Raw genomic sequence first — 25,567 nt, forward strand, 5'->3', positions numbered from 1 at the left:
CCTAAGTTATATGAAACGACATTGTGAATAGACAATGTTTATAAACCCAGCTCCGGCTGGGTTTTTTTATGGAGCAAATATGGCAGTTGAAACATACAACTGGCGCTCGCAACTCGGTGCAGGCGCGATTGAATATAGTCAGACCGTAAGATCAGCGCAGTTCGGTGATGGGTATGAGCAAGTAGCCGAGAACGGTATTAACTCCACCGCTATTCAGGTGCCGATGAAGCACACCGGTGCAGAGATGGAAGTAAACGCCGTGCGAGACTTCCTGTTGGCCCATACAGTTAAGGCTTTCATCATTACACCTCCAGGGGAAGAGAAGGGGCTTTATCGCGTCGTTGCTGATTCTGTACGTAAAAACCAGATAAGCAGCCGGTTCGCGGAATTAACCTTCACTATCAAACGGGCTTATGGAGTCTACGCATAATGGCATTTGTCGATCAGGCGGCGATGCTGGCACCGGGTGGCAGAGTCCGCCTGGTTGAAGTAGACGCCTCAGAGTTCAGTGGCGGTATTCACCGCTTTCATTATTCACCTTTTCCTCATACGCCGGCTGAGATAGATGCTGCGAATGGTGACGAAAATAAGCTCGGACCCAAGCCAGTCGTATTCGCTGGAAATGTCTATGATTTCTGGCCTTTTCAGATAGCAGGCCTCGAGCTATCAACAGACCAGGCAGCTGAGCCAACACTCAGCGTTTCCAACCTCGACGGGCATATCACTGCATTGTGCCTTCAGTTCAAAGATATGGTGAATGCGAAGGTGAGTATTATTGACACCTACGTTGTTTACCTCGATGCAGTGAACTTTCCTGGAAGCACAAACCCGACAGCTGATTCGACAATGTTCACTCTTCAGACCTTCTGGCTTGATACCAAAACCTCTGAAGATGATGAAGTTGTTGCGTGGTCACTTAGCAGCCCGGCAGACCTGCAAAACCTGGTAATCCCCACCCGCCAAATAACGTCACTTTGTGAATGGGCGCTGCGCGGGCAATACCGAAGCGGCGACGGCTGCACCTACAACGGCACAGCTTATTTCGATGCTAAGGGAAATGCGGTCGCTGACCCGGCGCTGGATGTATGCGGGGGCTGTCTAAGTGATTGCCGTAAACGTTTTGGCAGCGGTCTGGCAGAGCCCACCGCAGCAATTCTCGATTTTGGCGGCTTCCCGGCTACCGTTCTTTTCTCCCGATAACCGGACATCTGAATGAACAAAACCATTATGGCGGCGATTCGCGCGCACGCGCTGGAAGAAGCTCCGCGCGAGTGCTGCGGCTTCGTTATCCAGTCTGGCCGTCGACAGCGCTACATCCCCATACCGAATACCCACGAAAATCCGACAGAGCACTTCCGTATCGATGGTGAGCACTGGGCGAATGCAGAGGATGAAGGAACCATTATCCGCGTTATCCATTCTCATCCTGGCGATGGTGCGCGGCCTATCCCGTCAGACCTCGATCGTCAGCAGTGCAATAACTCGGGAGTGGTCTGGGGCATCTACGCGCCGGACTGTGACGAGTACGCTGAGATAACGCCTGATTCCATCCCGCTTATTGGTCGCTCGTTCATTCTGGGCTCTCACGACTGCTGGGGGCTGATTATGGACTGGCACGCCACCCAGGGCGTGATGCTCAACGATTTCCGCGTCGATTATCCATGGTGGGAAAGCCAGTACCCGGACAACCTTTATTTCGATAATTGGGAGAGGGAAGGGTTCATCGAATGCGACCCGATGCCCGGCTGTATGGTCATCATGCAAGTTGAATCTGCCAAGTGGAATCACGCGGGAATTATCACCGAGCAGGGTGAGTTGCTCCATCACCTGTACGGCCAGCCATCCTGCACCACACCCTACGCACGCGGTTACTTCAAAGACCGGACGATGATCTGCGTTCGCCACAAAGACCTGCCAAAGGAGATAAAACTATGGCGCGTTTAACAACAATACGCCTCTATGGCGCTCTGGGGGCCCGGTTCGGGCGCGTACATAAAATGGCGGTACAAACATCAGCCGAGGCGGTAAAAGCTCTGTGCATCAATCTGGACGGGCTTGAAGACTATCTGATGAATGCCAAGAAAAACGGCATGACCTTCGCCGTGTTCCGTGGGAAACGCAACGTAGGCGTGCAGGATTTCCAGGACCTGGCAGGCGACAGTGATATCCGCATTGCGCCAGTGATGGAAGGGGCGAAGAAGGCTGGCATGTTCCAGACTATCCTCGGCGCTGTGATGGTGGTTGCAGGTATCGCCACGGGCATACTCGCTGGCTGGACCGGTATCGGGGCAACGTTTGCCGCAGGACTGATTATGTCCGGTGGCTCAATGATGGCTGGTGGCATTTACCAGATGCTTTCCCCGCAACCCAAAGGACTACAGGGGCGAGACGATCCTGACAATAAACCCTCTTATGCCTTCGGTGGCTCGGTGAATACCCTTGCAATGGGTAACCCGGTCGCGCTTCTTTATGGCGAGCGTGAGATTGGCGGGGCGATTATCAGTGCAGGTATTGTTGCTGAGGATATCTGATCCATTCCGCTGATTTACTCTCGGATGGATGTTAGGATTATTCTCTTCTTTTACTGATGGATATAGGGACATGAAGAATCTATTGGTTGTATTGGCATTAATAGGCCTCAGTGGCTGCGCTACGAAACCTGTATCAAATGAACAGGCAAAAGACGCACCCGCAAAACAAATCATCAATTCGGATCTCTTAACTAAAAAAGATGGTACTGGTGAAGTAATTATTAAGCGGGACTCTGGATTTATGGGGAGCGCTTGTATGAGCCGGGTTTACGTAGATGGCAAGGAAGTTGCTGATCTTGATACCGCGCAAAAGGTTACGGTTTATCCGTCCACTGGAGAGCATATTTTTAGTGCCTGGCCAAAAGGCATCTGCGGTGGTGGTATGAGTGAGCAGTCAGGGAAAGTTACTGGCGAAAAAACTCTGATGTACCGGATTGGGTACGGGACGAACGGTGACTTCGGCATTTATCCAACGGCATTTTAACCACCAGAGACTAACAACAACCCGCTTCGGCGGGTTTTTTTATGGATGCAATATGGCAACGATTACAGGTGCAAAGGGTGGCAGCCAGAAACAGCATACGCCCGTGGAGCAACCCGATTCGGCACAGTCCATGGCTCGCTGCCGCATACTGTTGGCCCTGGGAGAAGGTGAGTTTGCTGGCGGGCTGGACGCGTCGAGCATCTTCCTCGATGGCACGCCGTTAGGCAATGCTGACGGTTCAATGAACTTTGAAAACGTATCCTGGGATTTTCGGCCTGGCACACAGACCCAGACGCCAATCCCGGGCTTTCCTGCGGTAGAAAACGAAACCAGTATTGGGGTATCGCTGACGAAGGCAACTCCGTGGATCCGGGCGCTAAGCAATACCCAAATTGACGCTGTACTTGTGCGTGTAGGCATTACCGGATTGCAGTTGCAGGAGAATGACGGCGACATTGTTGGTACCTCCGTCACGTATCATATCGATGTTGCGGTGGATGGGGGCGCTTACTCTACGGTCATGACTAAAACCGTTACGGAGAAGCTCAGTTCTCTCTATGAGCTGACCCACCGCATTAACTTACCAAAAGCCAGTTCCGGTTGGCAGATACGTGTAGTGCGTGACACCGACGACAGCACCAGCCAGATGTTGCAGAACAAAACGCAGGTGCAGGCAATTACGGAGGTGATCGACGCTCGTCTGCGTTATCCACACACGGCTCTGCTGTACATATCGTTCAACGCGAAGTCATTCAACAACATCCCGAAGATTTCCTGTAAGCCGAAGGGGCGTATTATCCGTATCCCTTCGAATTACGATCCAATAGCGCGAACCTATGGCGGCACGTGGGACGGGACGTTTAAGTGGGGCTGGACGAACAACCCGGCATGGATTTGGTTCGATGTTCTGACAGAACCGCGTTTCGGCCTTGGTCGCCGCGTGACGCCTGAAATGCTCGATAAGTGGGAACTCTATCGCATCGCCCAGCGCTGCGACCAGAAGGTGCCCGACGGGAAAGGCGGAAGCGGTACCGAGCCGCGCTTTATGTTTGACGTTTACATCCAGTCGCAGGCTGATGCCTGGCAGGTGATTAAAGATATTGCTGCGGGCTTTAACGGAATGACCTTCTGGGGCAACAACATGTTCAACGTTGTCTCTGATATGCCAGCGGATACCTCTAAGCTACAGATCCTCACCCGCGCGTCGGTGGTTGGAAAACCGGTGTACTCGAGCGGGAGTGAAAAATATCGCTTCTCCAGCGCCTTGATTAACTTCAGCGACCCGGACAACCACTATCAGGACCGCACCACGGCAGTAATGTTCCCGGACCTGGTTAAGCAGTTCAAGTTTAAGCAGACGCAGATCACTGCGATTGGCTGCACACGTGAAAGCGAGGCACAACGGCGCGGCGGGTGGGCTGTATACTCCAACTCCCTGGATCGCATTATCACGCTTCAGACCGGGCTTGATGGCTTTTTGTATGTACCGGGTACGGTGTTTGCGTTCGCCGATGAACGTCTGTCCGGGCGGGTATACGGCGGGCGCATTACCGGCCACAACGCAGGGCTTAAGGCTGTTACCACCGATCGGGGTACCAGTGCTATCGCGGGTGATACGTTGATGATCCGCACACAGGGCGGTACCGTTGAGAGTCGGGTAATCCAGGCCGTAAACGGCACACAACTGGTGGTGGCCACGCCGTTCGCGGCTGAGCCGTTACCGAACGCCGTATTCGTTATTGATGCTGGCCAGCTTCGCCTCCAGTACTTCCGGGTAACGAACCTGAAATTCGATGATGAGGAAAACACCTTCACTATCACCGGCGCTGAATATAATGCGTCAAAATATGACGCCGTTGATAACAATGCGCGTCTGGATACACCGCCGATTAGCCTGATCCCGACCGGGCTTGTGAATCAGCCGACTAACATCGCGGTGTCGAGCTATGATTCGGTTCGACAAGGGCAGCGCGTGGCCACGCTAACCGCTATCTGGGATGCGCCACTGGATAAAAATGGCAAGCCTCAGGCAGATGTTATTGCCTACCGGGTGCAGTGGAAGCGCGGAGATAACGAATGGGTTAACGTGCCGGAGACTGGCCTGCGCAATATCGAAGTGCCCGGCATCTTTGAGGGTGATTACCTTGTCAGAGTCAGGGCAATTAACTCTGGCGGGGCCTCAAGTCTATGGGCAACTTCAGCTCTCACGCATCTGAAAGGACGCACTGGTGATGTGCCTAAGCCGGTTGGTCTTTCTGCAACGGATGATGTCGTTTTCGGCATCAACGTAACCTGGGGATTCCCTGCTGATTCCGGTGATACGCTTAATACAGAACTGCAATACAGCCTGACCTCTGACGGTGCGAGTCCGATGCTTCTGGCTGATGTTCCGTATCCTCAGAAACTCTATCAGCAGATGGGGCTGAAGGCGGGTCAGGAGTTCTGGTACCGGGCACGGCTTGTTGACCGTATCGGTAATCAGAGTGAATGGACAGACTTTGTTCGTGGGCAGGCAAGCATCGATGTTTCCGATATCACTGATGCAATCCTGGAGGACATCAAAAGTTCCGAAGTCTTCAAGGACCTGATCGAGGATGCAGTGGCCAGCAGTGACAAACTGGCTGAACTGTCTGATGCGATTAAGGAGAACGCGGATGGTCTGGCAGCTGCGGTAGGCTCGAATAAGCAGACTGCGGAAGCCATTATCGGCAATGCCCTGGCCATCGCTGATGTCGTTGTCCGCCAGACGGCGCAGCAGGGAGCCAACACTGCCACCTTCGAGCAGCTCCGGGAAGTGATTGCCACGGAAACGGAAGCGCGCGTTACTGACGTCACCCGGCTGGAGGCGGAGACAGCAGACAACGCGGCCGGCATTACGGAGGTCAGGCAGGCGCTGTCCGATGAAACGCAGGCCCGGGCCACCGCGGTAGACCAGCTCACGGCCACCACCCAGGTGATTTCTGACAAGGCTGATGCTGCGGGGCAGGCCAGCTCGCAGAACAGCGCTGATATCACCAGTTTGCAGCAGGTTGTAACTGACGCCACTTCATCTATGGCATCCCGTCTGGATGAGCTGGGAGCCAGGACCGATACGGCAAATGGTGGCATCCAGAACAACGCGATAGCGCTTATCACCAGTACCCTTGCTCAGGTGAATCAGCGAATGACCCAGAGCGTGCAGTACGGTGACAACAAAGCCAGTATTGAACGCGTTGATAATGTCATGGCGGATGCCAGTAAGGCCGTTGCCGAATCGCTGAAAACGCTGGACTCAAGTGCTGGCGGGAACACTGCGAACGTGACGGATTTTGCCAAAACCATGGCGGACTTCTCTCAGGCATCAGCCACGCAGATCAACTCGCTTAAGGTCACGGTAAACGGCCAAAGTGCTGCTATTGTCCAGAACGCGCAGGTGTCGGCAGATATCAATAACAACCTGAATGCGATGTACAGTATCAAGGTCGCTGTTGATTCTAATGGTAACCAGTACGCGGCAGGGATGGGGATTGGTGTTCAGAATACGCCAGCGGGTATGCAGTCGCAGGTTCTCTTCCTTGCTGACCGCTTCGCGGTGATGACTCAAGCCGGTGGGGACGTGACTCTGCCGTTTGTTATCCAGAACGGACAAACCATCATCCGGGACACCGTAATTGGTGACGGGACGATCGGTAACGCCAAAATCGGCAGCTATATTCAGTCTTCAACCTGGGACGGAACGGGAAATGTTGGCTGGCATATCAATAAGTCTGGGTTTGCGACATTCAATAATGTCACGATCCGGGGAACTGTTTATGCATCTGCCGGGGAATTTACCGGGAAAATAACAGCAACCAGCGGCACGTTTAAAGGGACTGTTCAGGCTGAATCATTCATCGGTGATGTGGCTGTGGGTCAGACATTTGGTGATATGGAAGGGGATAGCATCACCAGAAACATGACATACACAGATTCAGGGGACCCGTCAGGGCAAAAACATGTGACTGTAACGGCACTGGTCAAGGTGCAGATTTCTGCTAATGAGGCGAGTGCTGGTGTAACACAGACGTTTGCAACTGCCACGATAACTATTGGTGGAAGCTCCAGGGTGATCACCATTAACACCCCTGCAAACACAGACAGGACTAGGCCAACGTATGTGACGGTTATGCACAGCGCCAGGGTTACAGGGAAAGTGGTGAATTGCTCGATTAAGATGCAAAGCGCCAATACTACCAACCATGCTGATGTGGGCATCTATTCGCCAACTATGCAGGTGTCCCGAGGTTCTGGCTCATTCACGCAGTCGTAATTACAACCCGCTTCGGCGGGTTTTTTTATTCCAGGAGAAAATATGATTTACACAACAGGCACAATTGCGATCAGCGGCAATACACTTACCGGAACGGGTACAGCCTTTAATGCCGCGGGCTCGCTTATCCGCAACGGATGCACAGTTATCGCGCTGACCAGTCCTGCCCAGGTATTCCAGATTACCGCTATCGGCGGGGCAACCAGTCTCACCGTGACACCTGCGGCAAGCCCTGCCATCCCTGCGGGGACGAAGTATTCGATTTTGCTTAGCGACAGCCTGAGTGTGGATGGCCTGGCGCAGGATATTGCTGAAACGTTCACGATGTACCAGCGTTACATGAGCGGTTTCGCTGATGTAATGAACGGTACTACAGACGTCACCATCACGATTAACGGCGTAGCTGTCACGGTACCGGGTCAGAAATCACTGGCGAAGAAAGGGGCAAACAGCGACATCACCAGCCTTTCCGGGCTGACTACCGCGCTCAGCGTTGGCCAGGGTGGTACTGGTGCGAAAACCGCCGCAGATGCCCGCACAAACCTTGGTTTAGGAAGTGCTGCAACTGCTGATGTCCAGACAAGTGCATCAGACAGCACGACCGGAAGGGTTATGTTGAATGGTGCATTCGGGTTGGGAGGTGATAGCCTTGCTTATCCCATTGATGACACAGCAAGTCATTCAAGACCAAGTGGACTCTATAACATTGTTAGTGGCTACATGCCGCAGATCGGCCTCACCGCAGATTTTACCTATCTCATTATTCAGCGAGGGCTTCGGGCAACAAGGATATTGCAGTCTTATATCAACCGAAGAACGTTCTTCAGTTACAGCAACGGAGCATCCTGGACCTACCATGAAGCGTATACAACGGGTAATACCACAAAGGCCAGTGACGGCACGCTCAAGGCCGCATCACCAGTCGCGCGTATCGTGAAGTCGCAGGAAGAAAATCAGCGTGATGATGTAGCCGAAGACGGCTTCTCCTGGTGTGGTTGCGCCACGGCGAACGAGGAGGCTGAAGGAGTTCACGTAAGCCGCCTCGATGTCGGCGTTTATGTGCTGGCAGGCTCTACCGGTCTGGCATCCTCTGGCTGGCAACTTCTGCCGCCGATGGATCCGGGCGGAATGGGTGAGCTCGGTATTGTAGAGGCTGAGCAAGGCGATAACGGGGAGCTGACAATCCGCCTGTTCAAGCGCAAATATATCTTAAGCGACGATGGGGAAATGGTGAAAACGAAGGGGGCTCCAATCGACGTGCCGCTGAACAGCTGGATCGATGTGCGTCTTGATATGCCTGAAGACAGCATCTGGAAAATGAAAGTGAATGCTGCCGCGCAGGATGCATCCGGGGATTAAAGACTCAAATGCCAGGCAGAGCGATCTGCCTGGTGAGCAATTTTAGGGTTTCTGTGTATTAAGCAGTTCTTTCAACTCTGCCAGCTCACCCTGCATATGCTGGATAGTCAGGGTCAGTTTTGCGATAGCTGCCATTGGGTCAAGGTAGTACATGCCAGAGAGATCATCACTTTCGAGGTCAATCCCGGCAGGCAGGCCCGTACCTTTCACAACCTCGGGGGAGATCTCCTTCATGTCGTTAGCGATGAAGCCGAGCTGCCCCGGTTTCTTATCGAGAACGCCCCTGGCTTTCATATCGAAGAGAGCAACCTGCCATCTGCTCACTTCATCTGCTGCCTTTTCCCGGTCGGTCTGATAGACGATATTCTCTTTCAGCTCCCGGTCCGATGAAGTAACGGTGATCGCACCAACGTCACTGGTGTCGACATAAAGACGCATAGCCCCACTGGTCCAGAGCATGTTAAACGCGCTCGCACTGTAACTGCCTTTTGTCCCGGAACGACACTGATAACCGCCTTCAACCTGAAGTATGCCCGTTCCGCCACCTGTGCCGCCTTTCAGTTCCAGGCTTGTGGTTCCTGATGCCCATAGTCGTGCGGAATAATCATTACTGGTAGAGCCGTAATGAAAATCGAGGAATGGCGATGCGGCCGATAATTCGATGGAAGAGAAGGTCGGCGAATCAGTACTTCCTAAACCAACGTTTTTGATAATGCCTTTTGAAGTTGCATCCGATAACGTCACCGGGATTGTTTGAATAAAAAGGTGACTGGAAACATGCAAATAGGATATGTCAGGGTGTCAACAAATGACCAGAACACGGATCTTCAGCGACAGGCGCTTGAACGCACAGGATGTGAACAGATTTTCGAAGAAAAAATGAGTGGAACAGTGGCGAACAGACCAGCACTGAGAAAGCTCCTCAAAGCTCTTAATGAGGGGGACACGCTGGTGGTCTGGAAACTCGACCGTCTCGGCCGCAGTATGCGCAATCTGGTATTGCTCGTGGATGAACTGCGCCTGCGTGGGATCCACTTCAAGAGCCTCACAGACAGCATTGATACCTCAAGCCCGATGGGGCGTTTCATTTTTCATATTATGTCAGCTCTCGCAGAAATGGAGAGGGAGCTGATAGTGGAACGCACCCGGGCAGGTTTGGCGGCTGCGAGGGAAAAAGGGCGGGTCGGCGGTAGACGTCCGAAGTTAACAGCTGAGCAATGGGCTCAGGCCGGGAGGCTCATCGCAAATGGTACAGACAGAAAGCAGGTTGCGATCATCTACGATGTTGCAGTGTGCACGCTGTATAAAAAATTCCCAGTAGGTACATCACTTCTAAATGAGTTCGGTTAAGAATGTATTTGGGGGCAAATTTGGGGGCAAAATTTGGTTCAGGGGCATGGAAAGGGGCAGGGTAATTTCCGTTATTCTCTAATATTCTCCGATAGAGAATGAGCTAATCCATTGGATTACATGTAAAATTATGATTAACAAAAGATAACTTGAGATGAGCTCTTATCTGGCTACTATTAAAAGCCGGACGTTAAATCTACCCAACCACGGGATAAACTGAGGGGATGCTATGCAGTACGATATTCTGAATACCGAAGTGACCACCATTGACGGCGAAAAGACAACGCTTGAGGGCTACAAGGGCAAAGTTTTGCTGCTGGTGAATGTGGCCTCTAAATGTGGCCTGACGCCGCAGTACGAGCAGCTTGAAGCGCTGCAAAAAAACTGGGAGAACGAAGGCTTTACCGTGCTTGGGTTCCCTTGCAATCAGTTCTTGGGGCAGGAGCCGGGCAGCGAAGAAGAGATCAAAACATTTTGCAGTACCACCTATGGTGTGACCTTCCCGCTGTTCAGCAAGATTGATGTCAATGGCGAGCACCGTCATCCTCTGTATGAAAAACTGGTTTCTGCTGCACCGACCGCAGTTGCCCCGCAGGGCAGTGGTTTCTACGAGCGTATGGCCAGTAAAGGACGTGCGCCGCTCTACCCGGACGATATCCTGTGGAACTTTGAAAAATTCCTGATAGGCCGTGATGGAGAGGTTGTACAGCGTTTCTCACCGGATATGACGCCGGAAGACGCCGTAGTGACTGACGCGATTAAAAAGGCGCTGGCTCACTAATGACCTTGCTGATGCAGCTTACGGATGTGGCTGAAAAAGGACGTCTTGAGCCGATGAGCGCTGCAATCAATGCAGGAGAGATCCTGCATCTTGTGGGGCCGAATGGCGCAGGAAAGAGCACGCTGCTGGCGCGCATCGCGGGGCTGACCAGCGGACAAGGCGAGATAACCCTGCTGGGGCACTCTCTTGCCGAATGGTCACCTGTGTCACTGGCGCACCGGCGGGGTTATTTAGTGCAACAGCAGGTCCCGCCGTTTGCGATGCCGGTCTGGCACTATCTTACGCTGCATCTGCATGATAAAAGCCACACAGCGCTTCTCGAAGAGGTGGCGGCGGCATTGGGCTTAGAGGACAAACTGTCGCGAAATGCCAGCCAGCTTTCTGGCGGCGAGTGGCAACGTGTGCGTCTGGCGGCCGTTATTCTTCAAATCCATCCGGCAGGCAATCCTCATGGATGTTTGCTGTTGCTGGACGAGCCAATGAGCGGCCTGGATGTCGCTCAACAGGCTGCGCTCGACAACATCCTGAGCTCACTTTCCCGTGCGGGTATCGCTGTGATCATGAGCAGCCACGACCTGAACCATACGCTACGCCATGCCCACCGTGTATGGCTGCTGGCTCGGGGGAAAATGATTGCCAGCGGCGCGCGGGATAGCGTACTGACGCCTCCTCATCTGGCCAGCGCCTATAACATGCATTTTCGCAGACTGGATATCGAAGGACATAAGATGCTGATTTCCACGACTCAGGAGTAACCGTTTCTTGCGCGGTTGCACAATTGCACGCTAAATTACGAAAAGAACAATAAAAGCAGAGGATTCGTCTGAAATGCGATTCTGGTTTCTCCTTGCAGCGGCGTTATTTCTTGCGGGATGCAGTAGCCATCGAGCACCGCCACCAAATGCGCGATTGTCTGATTCCATTACGGTCATTGCCAGCCTTAACGATCAGCTGAGCAACTGGCGCGGTACGCCGTATCGTTACGGTGGGATGAGCCGTGGTGGTGTGGATTGCTCGGGTTTTGTGCTCATGACGTTTCGCGATAAGTTTGATTTACAGCTGCCACGTGAAACGCGTAAACAGGCTGAAATCGGCACTGAAATTGATAAGGACGATTTACTGCCTGGCGACCTCGTATTTTTCAAAACAGGCTCGGGTGAAAGCGGCCTTCATGTTGGCATTTATGATACGGATAACCAGTTCATTCATGCCTCAACCAGTCGCGGGGTGATGCGTTCATCTCTCGATAATGTTTACTGGCGCAAAAATTTCTGGCAAGCCAGGCGTATTTAGCAACGTTGAACATGTCAGTTTCCTGGCGCGCACTGGCTAAAAAAACGCGCCTGAGTTTCAGATATATGTTGATTAAAGTTAAATTCATGCCGAATTAATTATGTCTGTATGTGTCTGTTTTATCTAAAACTGGCTATTAACGAGTAACCAGGATAAGATTATTTTAGATTCAGGGATAAATCTGAAAATTAATACGGAACTAATGAAATTAATCTTATTAAAATCAATACAGTGGAATTGTGTCAGCAATTGCTCCAGGATGTCCTCTATCATCTTTAAAGCGGGGCGAGCGCAATGATTATCACGTTAGATAATGCTTACCAGTCTGATTTTTTACTTTGCCCTGCACGTAATAGTGCCGGGGAACTTAAAGCTTTAGAAATTATGGTTAACTTTGTTGGCGTGGATACAAACGTACGAATCCCCACTGAACTTGTTATCCCACATCTTTCACCTACGGAAGAGCTCGCGCTGTTTCAGGAAAAACTGCAACTGCTCGCGACATGCAAACTGTTCTTTATTCAGCATCAACTTATTGCATGGATTAATATTACACCTGCAATTGTTGAGTTTTTATTAACAAATGAAAACGCTGTTTCAATAATCGAACGTTTCCCATTTCTGGAGTTTACCGTTAATGAGAATTATCCGGGTTTAAATAACGGGAAGGACGATCTGGAGATGGCAAGGATGGCGATCCGTTATCCGCTGGCGCTGGCCAATTTTGGTGCCGGGGCCGCTTCGCTGAAGCCTGTTTATGACGGTTTGTTTAAACGTGTGATCATCGACAGAAGCTTTATTCAACAGCGTGTAACCGAGTTGTCATTTGAGCCATTTATGCGTGCGATCCTCTGGCAAATAACACCACACTGCAAGTCGGTGATTGTGGCAGGTATCGATGACCACGGAACATTGCAGCGCGTGATGCCATTTGAGTTCGGCGCAATGCTGGGCGCACTCTGGCCTGCAGTCACGGCGGAACAAGTCACCCAGCTTGTTCAGTGATAACCCTTGTTTTCGCCCGTGTTTAAGTCCAGGTAAACCCTCTACACTAAAAGCAGGAGGACTTATGACCCTGTCTTTTACTGCACACTGGCATGACGAGTTGCCCGGCTTTTATACCGCGCTCAATCCAACCCCATTACAAAATGCCCGATTGATCTGGCATAACGACCTGCTTGCCGATACGTTGGGCGTTCCGGCTGCGTTATTCCAGCCTTCCGAAAGTGCTGGCGTCTGGGGCGGCGAAACGCTGCTCCCAGGCATGAAACCCCTGGCCCAGGTTTACAGCGGACACCAGTTTGGCGTCTGGGCGGGTCAGTTGGGTGATGGCAGAGGCATTTTGCTGGGTGAACAACAACTTCCCGACGGACAATCATTCGACTGGCATCTGAAAGGTGCGGGTCTTACCCCGTATTCCCGGATGGGCGATGGCCGCGCGGTGCTGCGCTCAACCATTCGCGAGTGTCTGGCGTCGGAAGCGATGCACGCGTTGGGGATCCCCACCACACGGGCATTATCAATCGTGACTAGCGACACGCCTGTCGCGCGAGAAACGATGGAGCAGGGGGCGATGCTGATGCGCGTTGCGCAAAGCCACCTGCGTTTTGGCCATTTCGAACATTTCTATTATCGTCGTGAGCCGGACAAGGTCCGCCAGCTTGCTGATTACGCCATTCGCCGCCACTGGCCCGCATTGCAGGACGAGGAGGATAAATACCGCCTCTGGTTCTGTGATGTGGTGGCGCGCACCGCGTCGATGATCGCCCGCTGGCAAAGCGTGGGGTTTGCGCATGGCGTGATGAATACCGATAACATGTCCATCCTGGGGCTGACCTTTGACTATGGCCCGTACGGCTTCCTTGATGATTATCAGCCGGGTTATATCTGTAACCACTCCGATTACCAGGGGCGATACAGCTTCGACAACCAGCCGGCGGTAGGGCTGTGGAATTTGCAGCGCCTTGCGCAATCCTTATCACCGTTTATCGATGTTGATGCCCTCAACGATGCGCTCGATACCTATCAGGAGGTTCTGCTGCGCGAATACGGGGTATTAATGCGCGGGAAACTGGGGCTGGTAACACAAGAGAAGGGCGACAACGACATCCTGAACGGGCTTTTCTCGCTGATGGCGCATGAGGGCAGTGATTACACCCGTACCTTCCGGATGCTGGGCCAGACGGAGCAGCACAGCAGCGCTTCTGTGCTGCGCGATGAGTTCATCGACCGCCTGGCCTTTGATGACTGGTACCGGCAGTATCGTGAGCGTTTGCAGCGCGATAATGTGGATGATGCAACCCGTCAGGCGCAAATGAATGCGGCTAACCCGGCGATGGTCTTGCGCAACTGGCTGGCGCAGCGGGCGATTGAACAGGCAGAGCAGGGCGAATACGCGGAGCTGCATCGGTTGCACTCGGCGTTGCGTACACCTTTTGCCGACAGGGATGATGATTATGTCAGCCGCCCACCTGACTGGGGCAAGCGGCTGGAAGTCAGTTGCTCAAGCTAAGGGGCGAGAAAAACCTGCGGTGCGTGGTGAGCCGGATGCTTGCCGACGTGAACCTGCGCGCCATACCAGCGCGCCAGCGTGTCGGCCTGCAAGACCAGTTCCGGCGTGCCGTGGGAAACTATCTGCCCGTTATGTAATAACACGACCCGATCCGCCCACAGCGCGGCGAGATTCAGGTCGTGCAGAACAACACAAACGTGTAATTTTCCCCGGCCGGTTAAGGTTTTCAACAGACGCAGCAGGTGCTGCTGGTGGTAAAGATCCAGCGCCGAGGTTGGCTCATCCAGAAACAGCCAGCCGCCTGGCTCGTCGTCACACCACAACTGCGCCAGCGCGCGGGCAAGCTGCACGCGCTGCTGTTCTCCCCCTGACAACGCTGCGAACTGCCGCCCGGTGAGCGGTAAACAACCCGTTATCTGCATCACCTCACGCACCAGCGCTGCTTCAGGATGACGTGTCCAGGGCGCGCGCCCCATTCCCACTACGGCTTCTACAGGCCAGTCAAAGCCAAGCTGTGTCTGCTGTCGCATCACTGCCCGGCGACGCGATAATGTTTCCGGGTGCCATGCGTGAAGGGGTTTTCCGGCCAGTAAGCATTGCCCGCTTGTAGGTTTGAGATAACCCGTGAGCAGGCGCAATAACGTCGATTTCCCTGCACCGTTAGGGCCAATCAGCGCCACCAGCTCACCCCGGGGTAACGAAAGGGATACGTCATTAATCAGGGTGCGGTGAGGCACGCTGAAGGTGAGATTTTCAGCGCTAAAACAATCAGCCATGCTGGCCTCCCCGACGGAAAATAAGCCACAGGAACCAGGGCGCGCCAAGAATGCTGGTCAGTAGCCCAACCGGCATTTCCGCCGGAGCAACCAGGGTTCGCGCAACCGTATCGGCAATCAACAGTAAAAATGCCCCTGCCAGCACGGAACCGGGGATCACCGCCCGGTGATCGGCGCCGAGCCACATTCGAATCAGATGCGGCACCACCAGCCCGACAAAGCCGATAACGCCACTGATGGCAACGGCCGCAGCCACCAGCAACGCGCTGCACAGCAGTAAAACGCGCTGAACGACCTTCACATCGACCCCGAGATAATGCGCCTCTTCTTCACCCAGTTGCAGCAGATTGAGCGCAGTCGCAAGGCGCCAGATAATCCATACCGTGGGTACCATCAGCGAGGTCACGGCCAGAAGCGTTGACCACTGGGCCTGCCCAAGGCTGCCCATTCCCCACAACGACAGCTGGCGAAGCTGGGCATCGTTACTGATCCAGGAAAGTACCCCCACCGCCGCGCCGCACAGCGCGTTGATGGCAATGCCCACCAGCAGCAGCCGCGACAGTGAGCTTTCCCGCTGCTGACTGAGCAGGAAAATCACCACGGTTGCCGCCAGCGCACCGAGAAATGCCGCGAGCATGGGCGCGTATAACATCACCAGGGCCGGCAGTGAAAGCGGGATAACCACCCACAGCGCAACGGCCAGCGCAGCACCACTGCTGATCCCAAGCAGGCCCGGGTCAGCAAGTGGATTGCGAAAAAGCCCCTGCATCACACAGCCCGCCAGCGCCAGCGAACCACCAATCACCAGTGCCAGCAGCACGCGGGGCAGACGGATGGTAAGCCAGATCTGACGAAGCGCGTCATCGCTGTTATTCCACAGCAGGCTTACCGGCAGACGCAACGCGCCAAAACCGGTTGCCAGAAGCGTCATCACCAGCAGCGCCATGGCCAGCATACACAGTGCGAGTGTGATACGCCGGGTCATCAGGGCAGTAGCTCTGCTTTAGTGCGCAACTGCTGAATGGCCTGTGGCGTGCGCACGCTGAAGCCCAGCAGCGCCATATCATCAATAGCCAGCACCTGCTTGTTACGCCCTGCCGGTGTTTGCGCCAGACCTGGCAGCTTCCACAGATTCTCTTCACCGCCGAGCGCTTTCACGCCGTCTTGCGAAATAACAACCAGATCGGGCTGGCTTGCGATAACCCCTTCCTGAGAGAGTGGCTGATAGCGGGTGAAGCCCTGCATGGCATTCTGCAACCCTGCGGCGCGAATGGCGGCATCGGCCCCGGTCTGTTGTCCTGCCGCCATTGCGGTCATGCCGCCATGGTTGAGGATAAACAGCACACGCGTGTTAAGCGGTGTCGTGGGCAGTGCCGCTAACGCCTGACGCAGCTTGCCGCGCAGGATCTCGCCCTGCGCCTGCTGGTGAGTGGCTTGCGCAATCACCCGGACTTTTTCATCAATCACGCTCAGGTCATTGCTGCCGGGTACGGTGACGACTTTCACATGGCTTTGTTCGACCTGCTCTAAGGCAAGAGAAGGCTGTGCCTGCGCGCTTGCCAGCACCAGCGTCGGGCGCATGGATAAAATCCCTTCGGCATTAAGCTGGCGCAAATACCCCACATCCGGCAGGTCGTTTGCCGCCTGCGGCCACTGGCTGGTGCTGTCGCGTGCGACCAGCGACGATTGCGCACCCAGCGCATAGACAATCTCCGTGACATCGCCGCCGAGCGTGACCACTCTCTCAGGCGTGGCGGCAAACGCTACCAGCGGTAAGGCGCTGAGCAGGGCGAACCATTTTTTCATGCGGCCAGTCCTTTTGGTGTCAGGGCATCAATCTGGCTGCGCCACTGGCTTTGTTCAGGTTCACCTTCGGTACGCTGACCATACAGCTGTGCGATTTGTGTACCGTCGGCGGCAAACAGCTCCAGGCTGGTCACATGGCCGTCAGCGGTGGGTTTGCGGGTCACCCAGGTTTCGGCGATGGTCTCTTCCAGCAGATGCAGGGTAAAGGCTGGATTAAAGATGTTCAGCCAGCCTTTCATCGGCACCCATTTTTCCACTACGCCGGTGAAGATCTGCACGCAGCCGCGGTTGCCGACAAATACCATAATTTCGTTGCCGTCCTGGTGAGCAGTATCCAGTAGTTGCGCCAGCGCGCGGTTATCGACCTTGCACGCCAGATCGTCACCCACCAGGCGGAAGGCCTGCTGGCGGGACAGATTATGGCGTTTCAGCAGGGTAAAGAACTGATGGACGTCGGTCATGGCGCGCCACTCTTTGTCCACGAGAGCACCGTCGGCGTTTTCAGCATGAACAGGCAGTTCAGCGGCTTTCAGTGCCAGAGGTGGGTTATCGGCAAAGATAAAGCGTGTGAGCACATCCCCCCATGCAGAGACGTCAGTATTATCAGTGGTGTACACCTTCAGCAGCGCGTCGCCCTGATGGTCGAAGAACTGGATGCTCTGACGTTCACCACGGGCAGTGGTTTCGCTGATATGGAACACGCTCGCCCACTGGTTCAGGAACAGACGTAAATCCAGCGCACGCGGATTCAGCACCAGCCCGGCGTGGCCGTTGAGGTGCTGGTTGGTGAAGGCGCCAACCTGCTCGTGAACGGCATATTCGTTGCGGCAGATGCACTTGGTTTCACCCACGGTTTCCAGTGCGCCTAAGATCTCACGAATTTCTCCGTGTAGCTGCCATGCATCATGTCCCACGCGTGCAAAGGTCAGCTCGGCTTCACTGATATTCATCAGGCCTGCGATGTCACGCGCGTACTTACCCGGGTTTTCTTTTTTTAGCTCAAGCCAGCGTGTGTAGTGATTCATTGTCTCTTCCTTTCTTAATATTTGCCCCGGCGAGCCGGGGCGAGGGGATTACCACTGATAACTCACGAAAATCTTACCGTTACGGCCATCCTGCGGGATACCCTGCGGCGACCAGTACTCTTTATCAAAGGCGTTACCCAGCACCAGCGTGGTGGTTACCCCTTTCAGCTGCTCCTGGCCCTTATAGCTCACGTAGAAATCGTTGACCGCGTAGCCGGGTTGTTCGCTGTAGCTGCTGCTGATATGCGTTGAACGATCGGCAAATGTGCCGATCCAGCCCACAGAGAATCCGCTTTGCGCCACCGGGATGTCCAGCTTGCTGGTGACGGTATCCGGGTTGATGCTGGAGATGTATTCGCCGGTGTCGGTGTCTTTACCGCGTGTACGGTTATAAGCCATATCCAGGCTGAACAGGTCAGCGGAGTATTTCGCCATCACGTCCCAGCCCCAGATTTTGGCGTTTGGCACGTTATAGGACATGGTCGTCGCGGCAGCAAAATCGACGGTGGTTGAGATGTAGTCTTTGGCTTTGGTGTCGAAGTAGCTGGCTTTGAATTCCAGCGCATCGCTCGCCAGCATCAGGTTGTCAAAGCGCAGGCCAAATCCGTACTCCTGGGTTTCGTTGGTTTCCGGGCGCAGGTTCGGGTTTGGCACCCAGTAGTTAGTGTAGAAACTGCCGATGGAGAAGTGCTTCGCATCGTTGTACATCTCACCCATTGTCGGGGCACGGAATGCCTGGGCGTAAGAACCGAACAGCATCAGCCAGTCTGCTGGGCTTACTGTTAACCCCGCGCGGGATGACCACTGGTCGGCATCCACATCGTCATAACCATCACTGCTGCCGCGATAGTTGTCATAACGCGTTCCGCCGAGGATCGTCACAGGCAGGTCACGCAGGGTGATTTCGTCCTGTAGCCAGCCGGAGCTGAAGTCAATTTTTGCGTCCGGGAAACCGGTGGCTACGCCACCCGGGTTCTGCTCCTGGCGGTAGTATTCGCCGCCGTAGGTGAGCAGGTGCGATGCGAAAGTATCAGAGAACAGACGAGTGCGGTTTTCAACCTTCCCGCCTTTGGTGGTCTGCTTGCGAAATTCGCCCGAGCCACCAACGTTCTGAGCATTAATGCGCGCTTCCGACCAGTAGACTTTTGCATCGGCATTGAGCCAGTCGTTGCCTTCCGGGGCAATATTGTAGCCGAGCTGGGCATCCCGCTGGATGGTGGAACGGTCAGTCATTGGGTTGCTGGAATCGCTGGCTTCAGAAGTTTGCGGATTTTTTGGCTCCTGCGCCGCATTGTTGTAGTAGCGCAGCGAGCCGCTCAGTGTCTGGGCGGTGTCGATTTTCCAGCTGCCTTTCGCCAGCATATTGCTGATGGATTCATCGTTTGGTGCGGTCGTGCCGTCGCTCTGGCGAATATCCCCGCGATCGCGGCTTGACCAGGCGACTAAGCCGTCCAGGGTATCGGTGCGGCCATAGGCGCTCGCCCCCATCCCGATACTGTGATCGCCTGTCGCCCCTGTCCCGAATACGCGATAACCGCTGTTTTTGCCCTGCTCCAGCAGGTCTTTGGCATCGGCGGTGTCATAGGAAATCACGCCACCCAGCGCACCACTGCCGTACAGCAGGGCAGACGGGCCGCGAACCACTTCAATGCGCTTAATCAACGCCGGATCCAGGAAAGTGCTGTTGAGGTGACCGGTGTCGGTGCCCTGGCGTACACCATCAACCAGCACTAACACACCGCGACGATCGTAACCGCGCAGGTTGACATCCTGGCCGTTAGTACGTCCGGTGCCGTCGAGCGTCAGCCCCGGGACTTTGCGCAGCAGGTCTGCGGCGGAGCTGGCGGTTTGATTTTCCGGGGCGGTAGCGTCAATCACGCTCACCATCATCGGGGCTTCAAAGGCACTGCGGGCATTACCGGTCGCGGTAACGGTAATATCATCTGCGGCAGCAAACGCGGCACCCGGCAGGGTGCTGACAATGGCCAGCGCCAGAAGTGATGGACGCAAAGACGCGGAATGCAGGTGTGGCATAGCAACTCTCCATTAAGAATCGAAAGCGCTGGCTGCCTGGGGATCACCTGGGTGGCTGGCGTATTTTTTTGAGTAATTTATTTAGTCAGGATCAGTTTTCCGGCATGGGTCTGGCGCAGCAGGTAGTGCTGGCCGTCATGCTCGATAATGACCCGCCCCTCATCACCCAGCAGACTTTTGCTGTCAATACGGCGGTCGTCAGGAGAGGGGGAAGGCGCTGTGTGTGTTTTTACAGGCGTAGCCGGGGTGTTATCCATACGTGACATAATGTTTACAAATAATAATCAATGTAACAATGATAATCATTATCAACAAAGTCAAAATTCACAGCAAGCCTTTTTGTGAAAAATTTGTGACGGGATCAAATTTGAGGGGAGAAGGGGGCGGTCTGGTGTCCTCACTCCGGCCCTCTCCCTGTGGGAGAGGGGGAAGGGCTATAACATCAAAAACGTGAGTCCACCGCAGCCGCCAGTTTCTCCAGCAGTAGCTCGCTGTCTTCCCAGCTCAGACACGGGTCGGTAATCGACTGGCCGTAAACGATCGGCTGGCCAGCCACCACTTTCTGCGTCCCTTCTTTCAGGAAGCTTTCAGCCATGATCCCGGCCACGGCCGTTGAGCCACTGCGGATCTGCTGACAAACCTCATCGCACACGTCCAGCTGGCGGCGATGCTGTTTCTGGCAATTGCCGTGGCTGAAGTCCACCACCAGGTGTTCTGGCAGATCAAACTCGGCCAGCGTTTCACAGGCGGCAGCGATATCTTCTGCGTGGTAATTCGGTTTTTTGCCACCGCGCATAATGATATGGCCGTACGGATTACCGCTGGTCTGGTAAATGGTCATATGGCCGTTTTTATCCGGCGAGAGGAACATATGGCTGGCGCGGGCCGCGCGGATTGCATCAACCGCGATGCGGGTATTGCCGTCGGTGCCGTTTTTAAACCCAACCGGGCAGGAGAGGGCAGACGCCATTTCGCGGTGGATTTGGCTTTCAGTGGTCCGCGCGCCGATCGCGCCCCAGCTGATAAGGTCGGCAATAAATTGCCCGGTCACCATATCGAGGAATTCGGTCGCGGTAGGGACACCCAGTTCATTGACCTGCAACAGCAGCTTACGCGCCAGCTCAATACCGTGATTCACGCGATAACTGCCGTTCAGGTCAGGGTCTGAAATCAGCCCTTTCCAGCCGACAACGGTGCGTGGTTTTTCAAAGTAGGTACGCATCACGATTTCCAGGCGATGCTGGTGCTTATCACGTAGAACCTGAAGTCGTTTGGCATAATCCATCGCGGCATCCAGGTCGTGAATGGAGCAAGGGCCGATGATCACCAGAAGACGGCGGTCTTCACCATTCAGGATTTTTTCAATACGACGGCGGGAGGCCGTGACATGTTCCGCAACGCCTGCGGAAACAGGGTGTCGCACCGCCAGCTCAGCCGGGGTAATCAGGCTATCAATACGCGCAGTGCGGAGTTCGTCGGTTTTATTCATGGAATATCTCAGAAAATTTTTGCTTCATCGGCAGACTACCGGGAAGTGATGGGCATCACCTTAAACCAATCCCTGCTGATTTCAAGTTCGGGGCGAAGCCGCCCCGATGATGTGCAGAATGATACCTTAATCTGGATTAATGTACTAGCATATTAGTACATGCGACGACTCAGTCCCATGATATCGAGGATTTTGGTAGCGATTTCTTCTACCGAATAGTTGGTGCTGTTAAGCCACGGGATCTGGTTTTTCCGGTACAGCGCTTCAACTTCTGAGACTTCCATACGGCACTGGCGCATTGAGGCGTAGCGGCTGTTCTCGCGGCGTTCCTCACGGATAGCGGCCAGGCGTTCCGGGTTTATTGTCAGGCCAAACAGCTTATGTTGCAGTGGCTTAAGCGCAGCGGGTAAAACCAGGTTATCCATATCGTCGGCAATAAAGGGGTAGTTTGCCGCACGGATCCCAAACTGCATGGCCAGGTACAGGCTGGTCGGGGTTTTACCGCAGCGTGATACGCCAAGCAGGATCACCTGCGCCTGATCGAGATTACGCAGGGAGATGCCGTCATCGTGAGCCAGGGTGTAATCAATGGCCGCGATACGGGCATCGTACTTGATCAGGTTTCCAGGGTTAAGGCCGTGGGTGCGGTGGGCAATCGGCGTGGGATCAAGCTTCAGTTCACCCTGCAGCGGGGCTACCAGGGCCTGCACGATGTCCTGACAAAACCCTTCACTTTGCAGAATGATCTGACGAATTTCCGGGATCACAATGGAATAGAAGACCAGCGGACGCACGCCCGATTGCTGGTAGATGGCGTCAATCTGGTCTTTCACGGCTTTTGCGCGACTTTCATTTTCCACAAACGGCAGCGTGATGCTGTTGATGGAAACCGGGAACTGCGACATGACCGCATGTCCCAGCACTTCGGCGGTAATCGCCGTACCATCAGAAATATAAAAAACGTGGCGATCGACAGCATTATCCATTTTTCTCACCCTGAATATCGGACCTAATTGACTGAAAGCATAAATTAAAAAAGTAAAATACAACAGAGAGGGAATCGTCTTAATTATAAATGAAACGGTATTTTTAATTTTAATGAAAAGTGGATTTCATTTTTTGAAAAACCGATATAAACCGAACATTTTTGTGGGAATCCATTGGAATCATTGAGTTAGAGGTTGATGGGAAAGTATCCGAAAAAATAAAAAATAAAGTTGCTTACACGATTCACCGTTTTTTTCACGACAACAAATATGCGAGGATAAATACGCATTAAGGTGTTTCTTAATCCCGTTCAAATATCACAAAAGGATTGTTTCGATGTCCAACAATGGCTCGTCACCGCTGGTGCTTTGGTATAACCAACTCGGCATGAATGATGTAGACAGAGTTGGGGGCAAAAATGCCTCCCTTGGTGAAATGATTACTAACCTGTCCGGTATGGGTGTCTCCGTACCGAATGGGTTTGCCACTACCGCCGAAGCGTTTGACCTGTTTCTTGATCAAAGCGGTGTAAACCAGCGCATTTACGAACTGCTGGATAAAACGGATATCGATGATGTTGCTGAGCTTGCGAAAGCCGGCGCACAGATCCGCCAGTGGGTCATCGACACACCTTTCCAGCCGGAACTGGAAAAAGCGATTCACGACGCGTACGACCAGCTTTCCTCTGACGATGCGCAGGCCTCGTTTGCGGTACGCTCTTCTGCCACTGCAGAAGATATGCCGGATGCCTCCTTCGCCGGTCAGCAGGAAACCTTCCTCAACGTGCAGGGCTACGATGCCGTGCTGGTGGCGGTGAAGCACGTGTTTGCTTCCCTGTTCAACGACCGCGCCATTTCGTATCGCGTGCATCAGGGCTATGACCACCGTGGCGTGGCGCTCTCGGCAGGCATTCAGCGCATGGTGCGCTCTGATGTCGGCTCATCCGGCGTGATGTTCTCCATTGATACCGAATCCGGCTTCGACCAGGTGGTATTTATCACCTCTGCGTGGGGTCTGGGTGAAATGGTGGTGCAGGGTGCGGTTAACCCCGACGAATTCTACGTGCACAAACCAACGCTTGCGGCAAACCGTCCGTCTATCGTGCGCCGGACCATGGGGTCGAAAAAGATCCGCATGATTTACGCCCCGACTCAGGAGCACGGCAAGCAGGTTAAAATTGAAGACGTGCCGCAGGAACAGCGCGACCGCTTCTCTCTGACCGATGCCGAAGTGCAGGAACTGGCGAAGCAGGCAGTGCAGATTGAGAAACACTATGGCCGTCCGATGGATATCGAGTGGGCCAAAGACGGCAACACCGGCAAGCTATTTATCGTGCAGGCGCGACCGGAAACCGTCCGCTCTCGTGGTCAGGTGATGGAGCGCTATACGCTTCATGCGCAGGGCAAAGTGATTGCTGAAGGTCGTGCCATCGGTCACCGTATTGGTGCAGGCCCGGTGAAAGTTATCCAGGATATCAGCGAGATGAACCGCATTCAGCCGGGTGATGTCCTCGTCACCGACATGACCGACCCGGACTGGGAACCGATCATGAAGAAGGCTGCGGCGATTGTTACCAACCGTGGTGGCCGTACCTGCCATGCGGCGATCATCGCCCGTGAACTGGGTATCCCGGCGGTTGTTGGCTGTGGTGATGCGACCGAACGCATGAAGGATGGCGAGAACGTGACCGTCTCCTGTTCGGAAGGCGATACCGGTTATGTCTATGCCGAGCTGCTGGACTTCAGCGTGAAAAGCTCCAGCGTGGATACCATGCCGGATCTGCCGCTGAAGATCATGATGAACGTGGGTAACCCGGACAGGGCGTTTGACTTCGCCTGCCTGCCAAACGAAGGTGTTGGCCTGGCGCGTCTGGAATTCATCATCAACCGTATGATTGGCGTGCACCCGCGTGCACTGCTGGAGTTCGACGATCAGGACGCGAAACTGCAAAACGAAATTCGCGAAATGATGAAAGGCTACGACTCGCCGAAAGAGTTCTACGTTGGCCGCCTGACCGAAGGGATCGCGACGCTGGGGGCTGCGTTCTATCCGAAACGCGTCATCGTGCGTTTGTCTGACTTCAAATCTAACGAATACGCCAACCTGGTGGGCGGCGAGCGTTATGAGCCAGAAGAAGAGAACCCGATGCTGGGCTTCCGTGGTGCCGGACGTTATGTGTCTGACAGCTTCCGTGACTGCTTCGCGCTGGAGTGCGATGCGGTGAAACGCGTGCGCAACGATATGGGGCTGACCAACGTTGAGATCATGATTCCGTTCGTGCGTACCGTGGCGCAGGCCAAAGCGGTGGTGGAAGAGCTGGCGCGTCAGGGTCTGAAGCGTGGTGAAAACGGACTGAAGCTCATCATGATGTGCGAAATTCCGTCCAACGCCCTGCTGGCTGAGCAGTTCCTGGAGTACTTCGACGGTTTCTCTATCGGTTCAAACGATATGACGCAGCTGACTCTGGGTCTTGACCGCGATTCTGGCGTGGTTTCCGAGCTGTTCGATGAGCGTAATGACGCGGTAAAAGCGCTGCTGTCAATGTCCATCAAGGCGGCGAAGAAACAGGGCAAATACGTCGGGATTTGTGGTCAGGGTCCATCCGACCATGAAGACTTTGCTGCCTGGCTGATGGAAGAGGGGATCGACAGTCTTTCCCTGAACCCGGACACTGTGGTGCAAACCTGGCTGAGCCTGGCCGAACTGAAAAAGTAATGCCGTAATCCCTGTATGCTGAAAGGTGAGGATATTAATCCTCACCTTTTTTATTTCCCCGCTGACATGCTCCCCGTCACAAATAAAGCAAAAAACCAAATATCATAATTTGTCTGTTAATTTAGACAATTGTTAGC

Annotated in this window: 23 protein-coding genes; 14 read left to right on the forward strand and 9 right to left on the reverse strand. The window is 54.1% G+C overall.

All coding sequences use genetic code 11. From position 1 onward, the window contains the following. Positions 1 to 79: 79 nt before the first annotated feature. From HV107_RS21175 to HV107_RS21205, 7 genes are all read left to right on the forward strand, one after another. Positions 80 to 430, forward strand: coding sequence for a phage tail protein (locus HV107_RS21175; protein ID WP_182060702.1), 351 nt, complete (start codon positions 80 to 82; stop codon positions 428 to 430). Continuing rightward, a complete protein-coding gene (locus HV107_RS21180) occupies positions 430 to 1,200 on the forward strand; it encodes a phage minor tail protein L (protein WP_182060703.1) in 771 nt (256 codons plus the stop codon). The genes HV107_RS21175 and HV107_RS21180 overlap by 1 nt, the downstream gene beginning before the upstream one ends. 12 nt (positions 1,201 to 1,212) lie before the next feature. Further along, positions 1,213 to 1,944 (forward strand): C40 family peptidase, encoded by a 732-nt coding sequence (locus HV107_RS21185; protein WP_182060704.1) that lies wholly within the window; start codon positions 1,213 to 1,215, stop codon positions 1,942 to 1,944. After that, positions 1,932 to 2,531, forward strand: a complete 600-nt coding sequence (locus HV107_RS21190) for a tail assembly protein (RefSeq protein ID WP_182060705.1) — start codon at positions 1,932 to 1,934, stop codon at positions 2,529 to 2,531. The genes HV107_RS21185 and HV107_RS21190 overlap by 13 nt, the downstream gene beginning before the upstream one ends. Before the next feature lie 70 nt (positions 2,532 to 2,601). Further along, positions 2,602 to 3,015, forward strand: coding sequence for a hypothetical protein (locus HV107_RS21195; RefSeq protein ID WP_182060706.1), 414 nt, complete (start codon positions 2,602 to 2,604; stop codon positions 3,013 to 3,015). 52 nt (positions 3,016 to 3,067) lie between these two features. Beyond that, positions 3,068 to 7,303, forward strand: coding sequence for a DUF1983 domain-containing protein (locus HV107_RS21200; protein ID WP_182060707.1), 4,236 nt, complete (start codon positions 3,068 to 3,070; stop codon positions 7,301 to 7,303). Positions 7,304 to 7,345: 42 nt separating this feature from the next. Further along, a complete protein-coding gene (locus HV107_RS21205) occupies positions 7,346 to 8,662 on the forward strand; it encodes a phage tail protein (RefSeq protein ID WP_182060708.1) in 1,317 nt (438 codons plus the stop codon). Positions 8,663 to 8,704: 42 nt separating this feature from the next. Here HV107_RS21205 and HV107_RS21210 read toward each other — a convergent pair whose 3' ends face one another. Continuing rightward, the gene (locus tag HV107_RS21210) at positions 8,705 to 9,406 is read right to left on the reverse strand and encodes a tail fiber domain-containing protein (RefSeq protein ID WP_182060709.1); all 702 of its coding nucleotides are present in this window, start codon (positions 9,404 to 9,406) and stop codon (positions 8,705 to 8,707) included. A 33-nt stretch (positions 9,407 to 9,439) separates the two neighbouring features. Here HV107_RS21210 and HV107_RS21215 point away from each other — a divergent pair, with 33 nt between their 5' ends. From HV107_RS21215 to selO, 6 genes are all read left to right on the forward strand, one after another. Continuing rightward, positions 9,440 to 10,012, forward strand: a complete 573-nt coding sequence (locus HV107_RS21215) for a recombinase family protein (RefSeq protein WP_182060710.1) — start codon at positions 9,440 to 9,442, stop codon at positions 10,010 to 10,012. 229 nt (positions 10,013 to 10,241) lie between these two features. Beyond that, positions 10,242 to 10,793 carry a glutathione peroxidase gene (locus HV107_RS21220; RefSeq protein WP_182060711.1) on the forward strand — a complete coding sequence of 184 codons (552 nt, stop codon included), beginning with the start codon at positions 10,242 to 10,244 and terminating at the stop codon, positions 10,791 to 10,793. Beyond that, complete coding sequence (btuD, locus tag HV107_RS21225) at positions 10,793 to 11,548, forward strand: vitamin B12 ABC transporter ATP-binding protein BtuD (protein ID WP_182060712.1); 756 nt, start codon at positions 10,793 to 10,795, stop codon at positions 11,546 to 11,548. Before HV107_RS21220 ends, btuD begins: the two co-directional genes overlap by 1 nt. Before the next feature lie 73 nt (positions 11,549 to 11,621). Then, positions 11,622 to 12,086: a C40 family peptidase gene (locus HV107_RS21230; protein ID WP_014069907.1), complete on the forward strand. Its 465-nt coding sequence runs from the start codon at positions 11,622 to 11,624 to the stop codon at positions 12,084 to 12,086. Positions 12,087 to 12,380: 294 nt separating this feature from the next. After that, positions 12,381 to 13,091: an EAL domain-containing protein gene (locus tag HV107_RS21235; RefSeq protein ID WP_182060713.1), complete on the forward strand. Its 711-nt coding sequence runs from the start codon at positions 12,381 to 12,383 to the stop codon at positions 13,089 to 13,091. 64 nt (positions 13,092 to 13,155) lie between these two features. Then, positions 13,156 to 14,598, forward strand: coding sequence for a protein adenylyltransferase SelO (gene selO, locus HV107_RS21240; protein ID WP_182060714.1), 1,443 nt, complete (start codon positions 13,156 to 13,158; stop codon positions 14,596 to 14,598). Here selO and HV107_RS21245 read toward each other — a convergent pair. The 8 genes from HV107_RS21245 to ppsR all read right to left on the reverse strand — a co-directional run bounded on the left by HV107_RS21245 (position 14,595) and on the right by ppsR (position 22,714). Continuing rightward, positions 14,595 to 15,374, reverse strand: coding sequence for a heme ABC transporter ATP-binding protein (locus HV107_RS21245; protein WP_182060715.1), 780 nt, complete (start codon positions 15,372 to 15,374; stop codon positions 14,595 to 14,597). The genes selO and HV107_RS21245 overlap by 4 nt on opposite strands. After that, the gene (locus HV107_RS21250) at positions 15,367 to 16,359 is read right to left on the reverse strand and encodes an iron ABC transporter permease (RefSeq protein WP_182060716.1); all 993 of its coding nucleotides are present in this window, start codon (positions 16,357 to 16,359) and stop codon (positions 15,367 to 15,369) included. Before HV107_RS21250 ends, HV107_RS21245 begins: the two co-directional genes overlap by 8 nt. Next, positions 16,359 to 17,180 (reverse strand): hemin ABC transporter substrate-binding protein, encoded by an 822-nt coding sequence (locus HV107_RS21255; protein ID WP_182060717.1) that lies wholly within the window; start codon positions 17,178 to 17,180, stop codon positions 16,359 to 16,361. Before HV107_RS21255 ends, HV107_RS21250 begins: the two co-directional genes overlap by 1 nt. Next, positions 17,177 to 18,205, reverse strand: coding sequence for a hematinate-forming heme oxygenase ChuS (gene chuS / locus HV107_RS21260; RefSeq protein ID WP_182060718.1), 1,029 nt, complete (start codon positions 18,203 to 18,205; stop codon positions 17,177 to 17,179). The genes HV107_RS21255 and chuS overlap by 4 nt, the downstream gene beginning before the upstream one ends. Before the next feature lie 48 nt (positions 18,206 to 18,253). Next, a complete protein-coding gene (locus HV107_RS21265) occupies positions 18,254 to 20,239 on the reverse strand; it encodes a TonB-dependent hemoglobin/transferrin/lactoferrin family receptor (RefSeq protein ID WP_182060719.1) in 1,986 nt (661 codons plus the stop codon). Between the two features lie 77 nt (positions 20,240 to 20,316). Next, complete coding sequence (gene hemP, locus HV107_RS21270; protein WP_182060720.1) at positions 20,317 to 20,505, reverse strand: hemin uptake protein HemP; 189 nt, start codon at positions 20,503 to 20,505, stop codon at positions 20,317 to 20,319. A gap of 176 nt (positions 20,506 to 20,681) precedes the next feature. Beyond that, on the reverse strand, positions 20,682 to 21,728 hold the full coding sequence (aroH, locus tag HV107_RS21275) for a 3-deoxy-7-phosphoheptulonate synthase AroH (protein ID WP_182060721.1): 1,047 nt from the start codon (positions 21,726 to 21,728) through the stop codon (positions 20,682 to 20,684). A gap of 152 nt (positions 21,729 to 21,880) precedes the next feature. Further along, positions 21,881 to 22,714, reverse strand: coding sequence for a posphoenolpyruvate synthetase regulatory kinase/phosphorylase PpsR (gene ppsR / locus HV107_RS21280; RefSeq protein ID WP_182060722.1), 834 nt, complete (start codon positions 22,712 to 22,714; stop codon positions 21,881 to 21,883). Positions 22,715 to 23,051: 337 nt separating this feature from the next. Here ppsR and ppsA point away from each other — a divergent pair, with 337 nt between their 5' ends. Further along, complete coding sequence (ppsA, locus tag HV107_RS21285; RefSeq protein ID WP_182060723.1) at positions 23,052 to 25,430, forward strand: phosphoenolpyruvate synthase; 2,379 nt, start codon at positions 23,052 to 23,054, stop codon at positions 25,428 to 25,430. The last annotated feature ends 137 nt before the right edge of the window (positions 25,431 to 25,567 follow it).

The sequence above is a fragment of the Enterobacter sp. RHBSTW-00175 genome, assembly GCF_013927005.1.
Classification (GTDB): domain Bacteria; phylum Pseudomonadota; class Gammaproteobacteria; order Enterobacterales; family Enterobacteriaceae; genus Enterobacter.

Excerpts from the sequence above, each read along its gene's own strand:
- btuD (WP_182060712.1), top strand. The coding sequence starts at position 10,793 with ATGACCTTGCTGATGCAGCTTACGGATGTGGCTGAAAAAGGACGTCTT.
- HV107_RS21185 (WP_182060704.1), top strand. The coding sequence starts at position 1,213 with ATGAACAAAACCATTATGGCGGCGATTCGCGCGCACGCGCTGGAAGAA.
- selO (WP_182060714.1), top strand. The coding sequence starts at position 13,156 with ATGACCCTGTCTTTTACTGCACACTGGCATGACGAGTTGCCCGGCTTT.
- HV107_RS21265 (WP_182060719.1), bottom strand. The coding sequence starts at position 20,239 with ATGCCACACCTGCATTCCGCGTCTTTGCGTCCATCACTTCTGGCGCTG.
- HV107_RS21195 (WP_182060706.1), top strand. The coding sequence starts at position 2,602 with ATGAAGAATCTATTGGTTGTATTGGCATTAATAGGCCTCAGTGGCTGC.
- HV107_RS21175 (WP_182060702.1), top strand. The coding sequence starts at position 80 with ATGGCAGTTGAAACATACAACTGGCGCTCGCAACTCGGTGCAGGCGCG.
- aroH (WP_182060721.1), bottom strand. The coding sequence starts at position 21,728 with ATGAATAAAACCGACGAACTCCGCACTGCGCGTATTGATAGCCTGATT.
- HV107_RS21200 (WP_182060707.1), top strand. The coding sequence starts at position 3,068 with ATGGCAACGATTACAGGTGCAAAGGGTGGCAGCCAGAAACAGCATACG.
- HV107_RS21190 (WP_182060705.1), top strand. The coding sequence starts at position 1,932 with ATGGCGCGTTTAACAACAATACGCCTCTATGGCGCTCTGGGGGCCCGG.
- HV107_RS21235 (WP_182060713.1), top strand. The coding sequence starts at position 12,381 with ATGATTATCACGTTAGATAATGCTTACCAGTCTGATTTTTTACTTTGC.
- HV107_RS21250 (WP_182060716.1), bottom strand. The coding sequence starts at position 16,359 with ATGACCCGGCGTATCACACTCGCACTGTGTATGCTGGCCATGGCGCTG.
- ppsR (WP_182060722.1), bottom strand. The coding sequence starts at position 22,714 with ATGGATAATGCTGTCGATCGCCACGTTTTTTATATTTCTGATGGTACG.
- chuS (WP_182060718.1), bottom strand. The coding sequence starts at position 18,205 with ATGAATCACTACACACGCTGGCTTGAGCTAAAAAAAGAAAACCCGGGT.
- HV107_RS21215 (WP_182060710.1), top strand. The coding sequence starts at position 9,440 with ATGCAAATAGGATATGTCAGGGTGTCAACAAATGACCAGAACACGGAT.
- HV107_RS21205 (WP_182060708.1), top strand. The coding sequence starts at position 7,346 with ATGATTTACACAACAGGCACAATTGCGATCAGCGGCAATACACTTACC.
- ppsA (WP_182060723.1), top strand. The coding sequence starts at position 23,052 with ATGTCCAACAATGGCTCGTCACCGCTGGTGCTTTGGTATAACCAACTC.
- HV107_RS21245 (WP_182060715.1), bottom strand. The coding sequence starts at position 15,374 with ATGGCTGATTGTTTTAGCGCTGAAAATCTCACCTTCAGCGTGCCTCAC.
- HV107_RS21230 (WP_014069907.1), top strand. The coding sequence starts at position 11,622 with ATGCGATTCTGGTTTCTCCTTGCAGCGGCGTTATTTCTTGCGGGATGC.
- HV107_RS21180 (WP_182060703.1), top strand. The coding sequence starts at position 430 with ATGGCATTTGTCGATCAGGCGGCGATGCTGGCACCGGGTGGCAGAGTC.
- HV107_RS21255 (WP_182060717.1), bottom strand. The coding sequence starts at position 17,180 with ATGAAAAAATGGTTCGCCCTGCTCAGCGCCTTACCGCTGGTAGCGTTT.
- hemP (WP_182060720.1), bottom strand. The coding sequence starts at position 20,505 with ATGTCACGTATGGATAACACCCCGGCTACGCCTGTAAAAACACACACA.
- HV107_RS21220 (WP_182060711.1), top strand. The coding sequence starts at position 10,242 with ATGCAGTACGATATTCTGAATACCGAAGTGACCACCATTGACGGCGAA.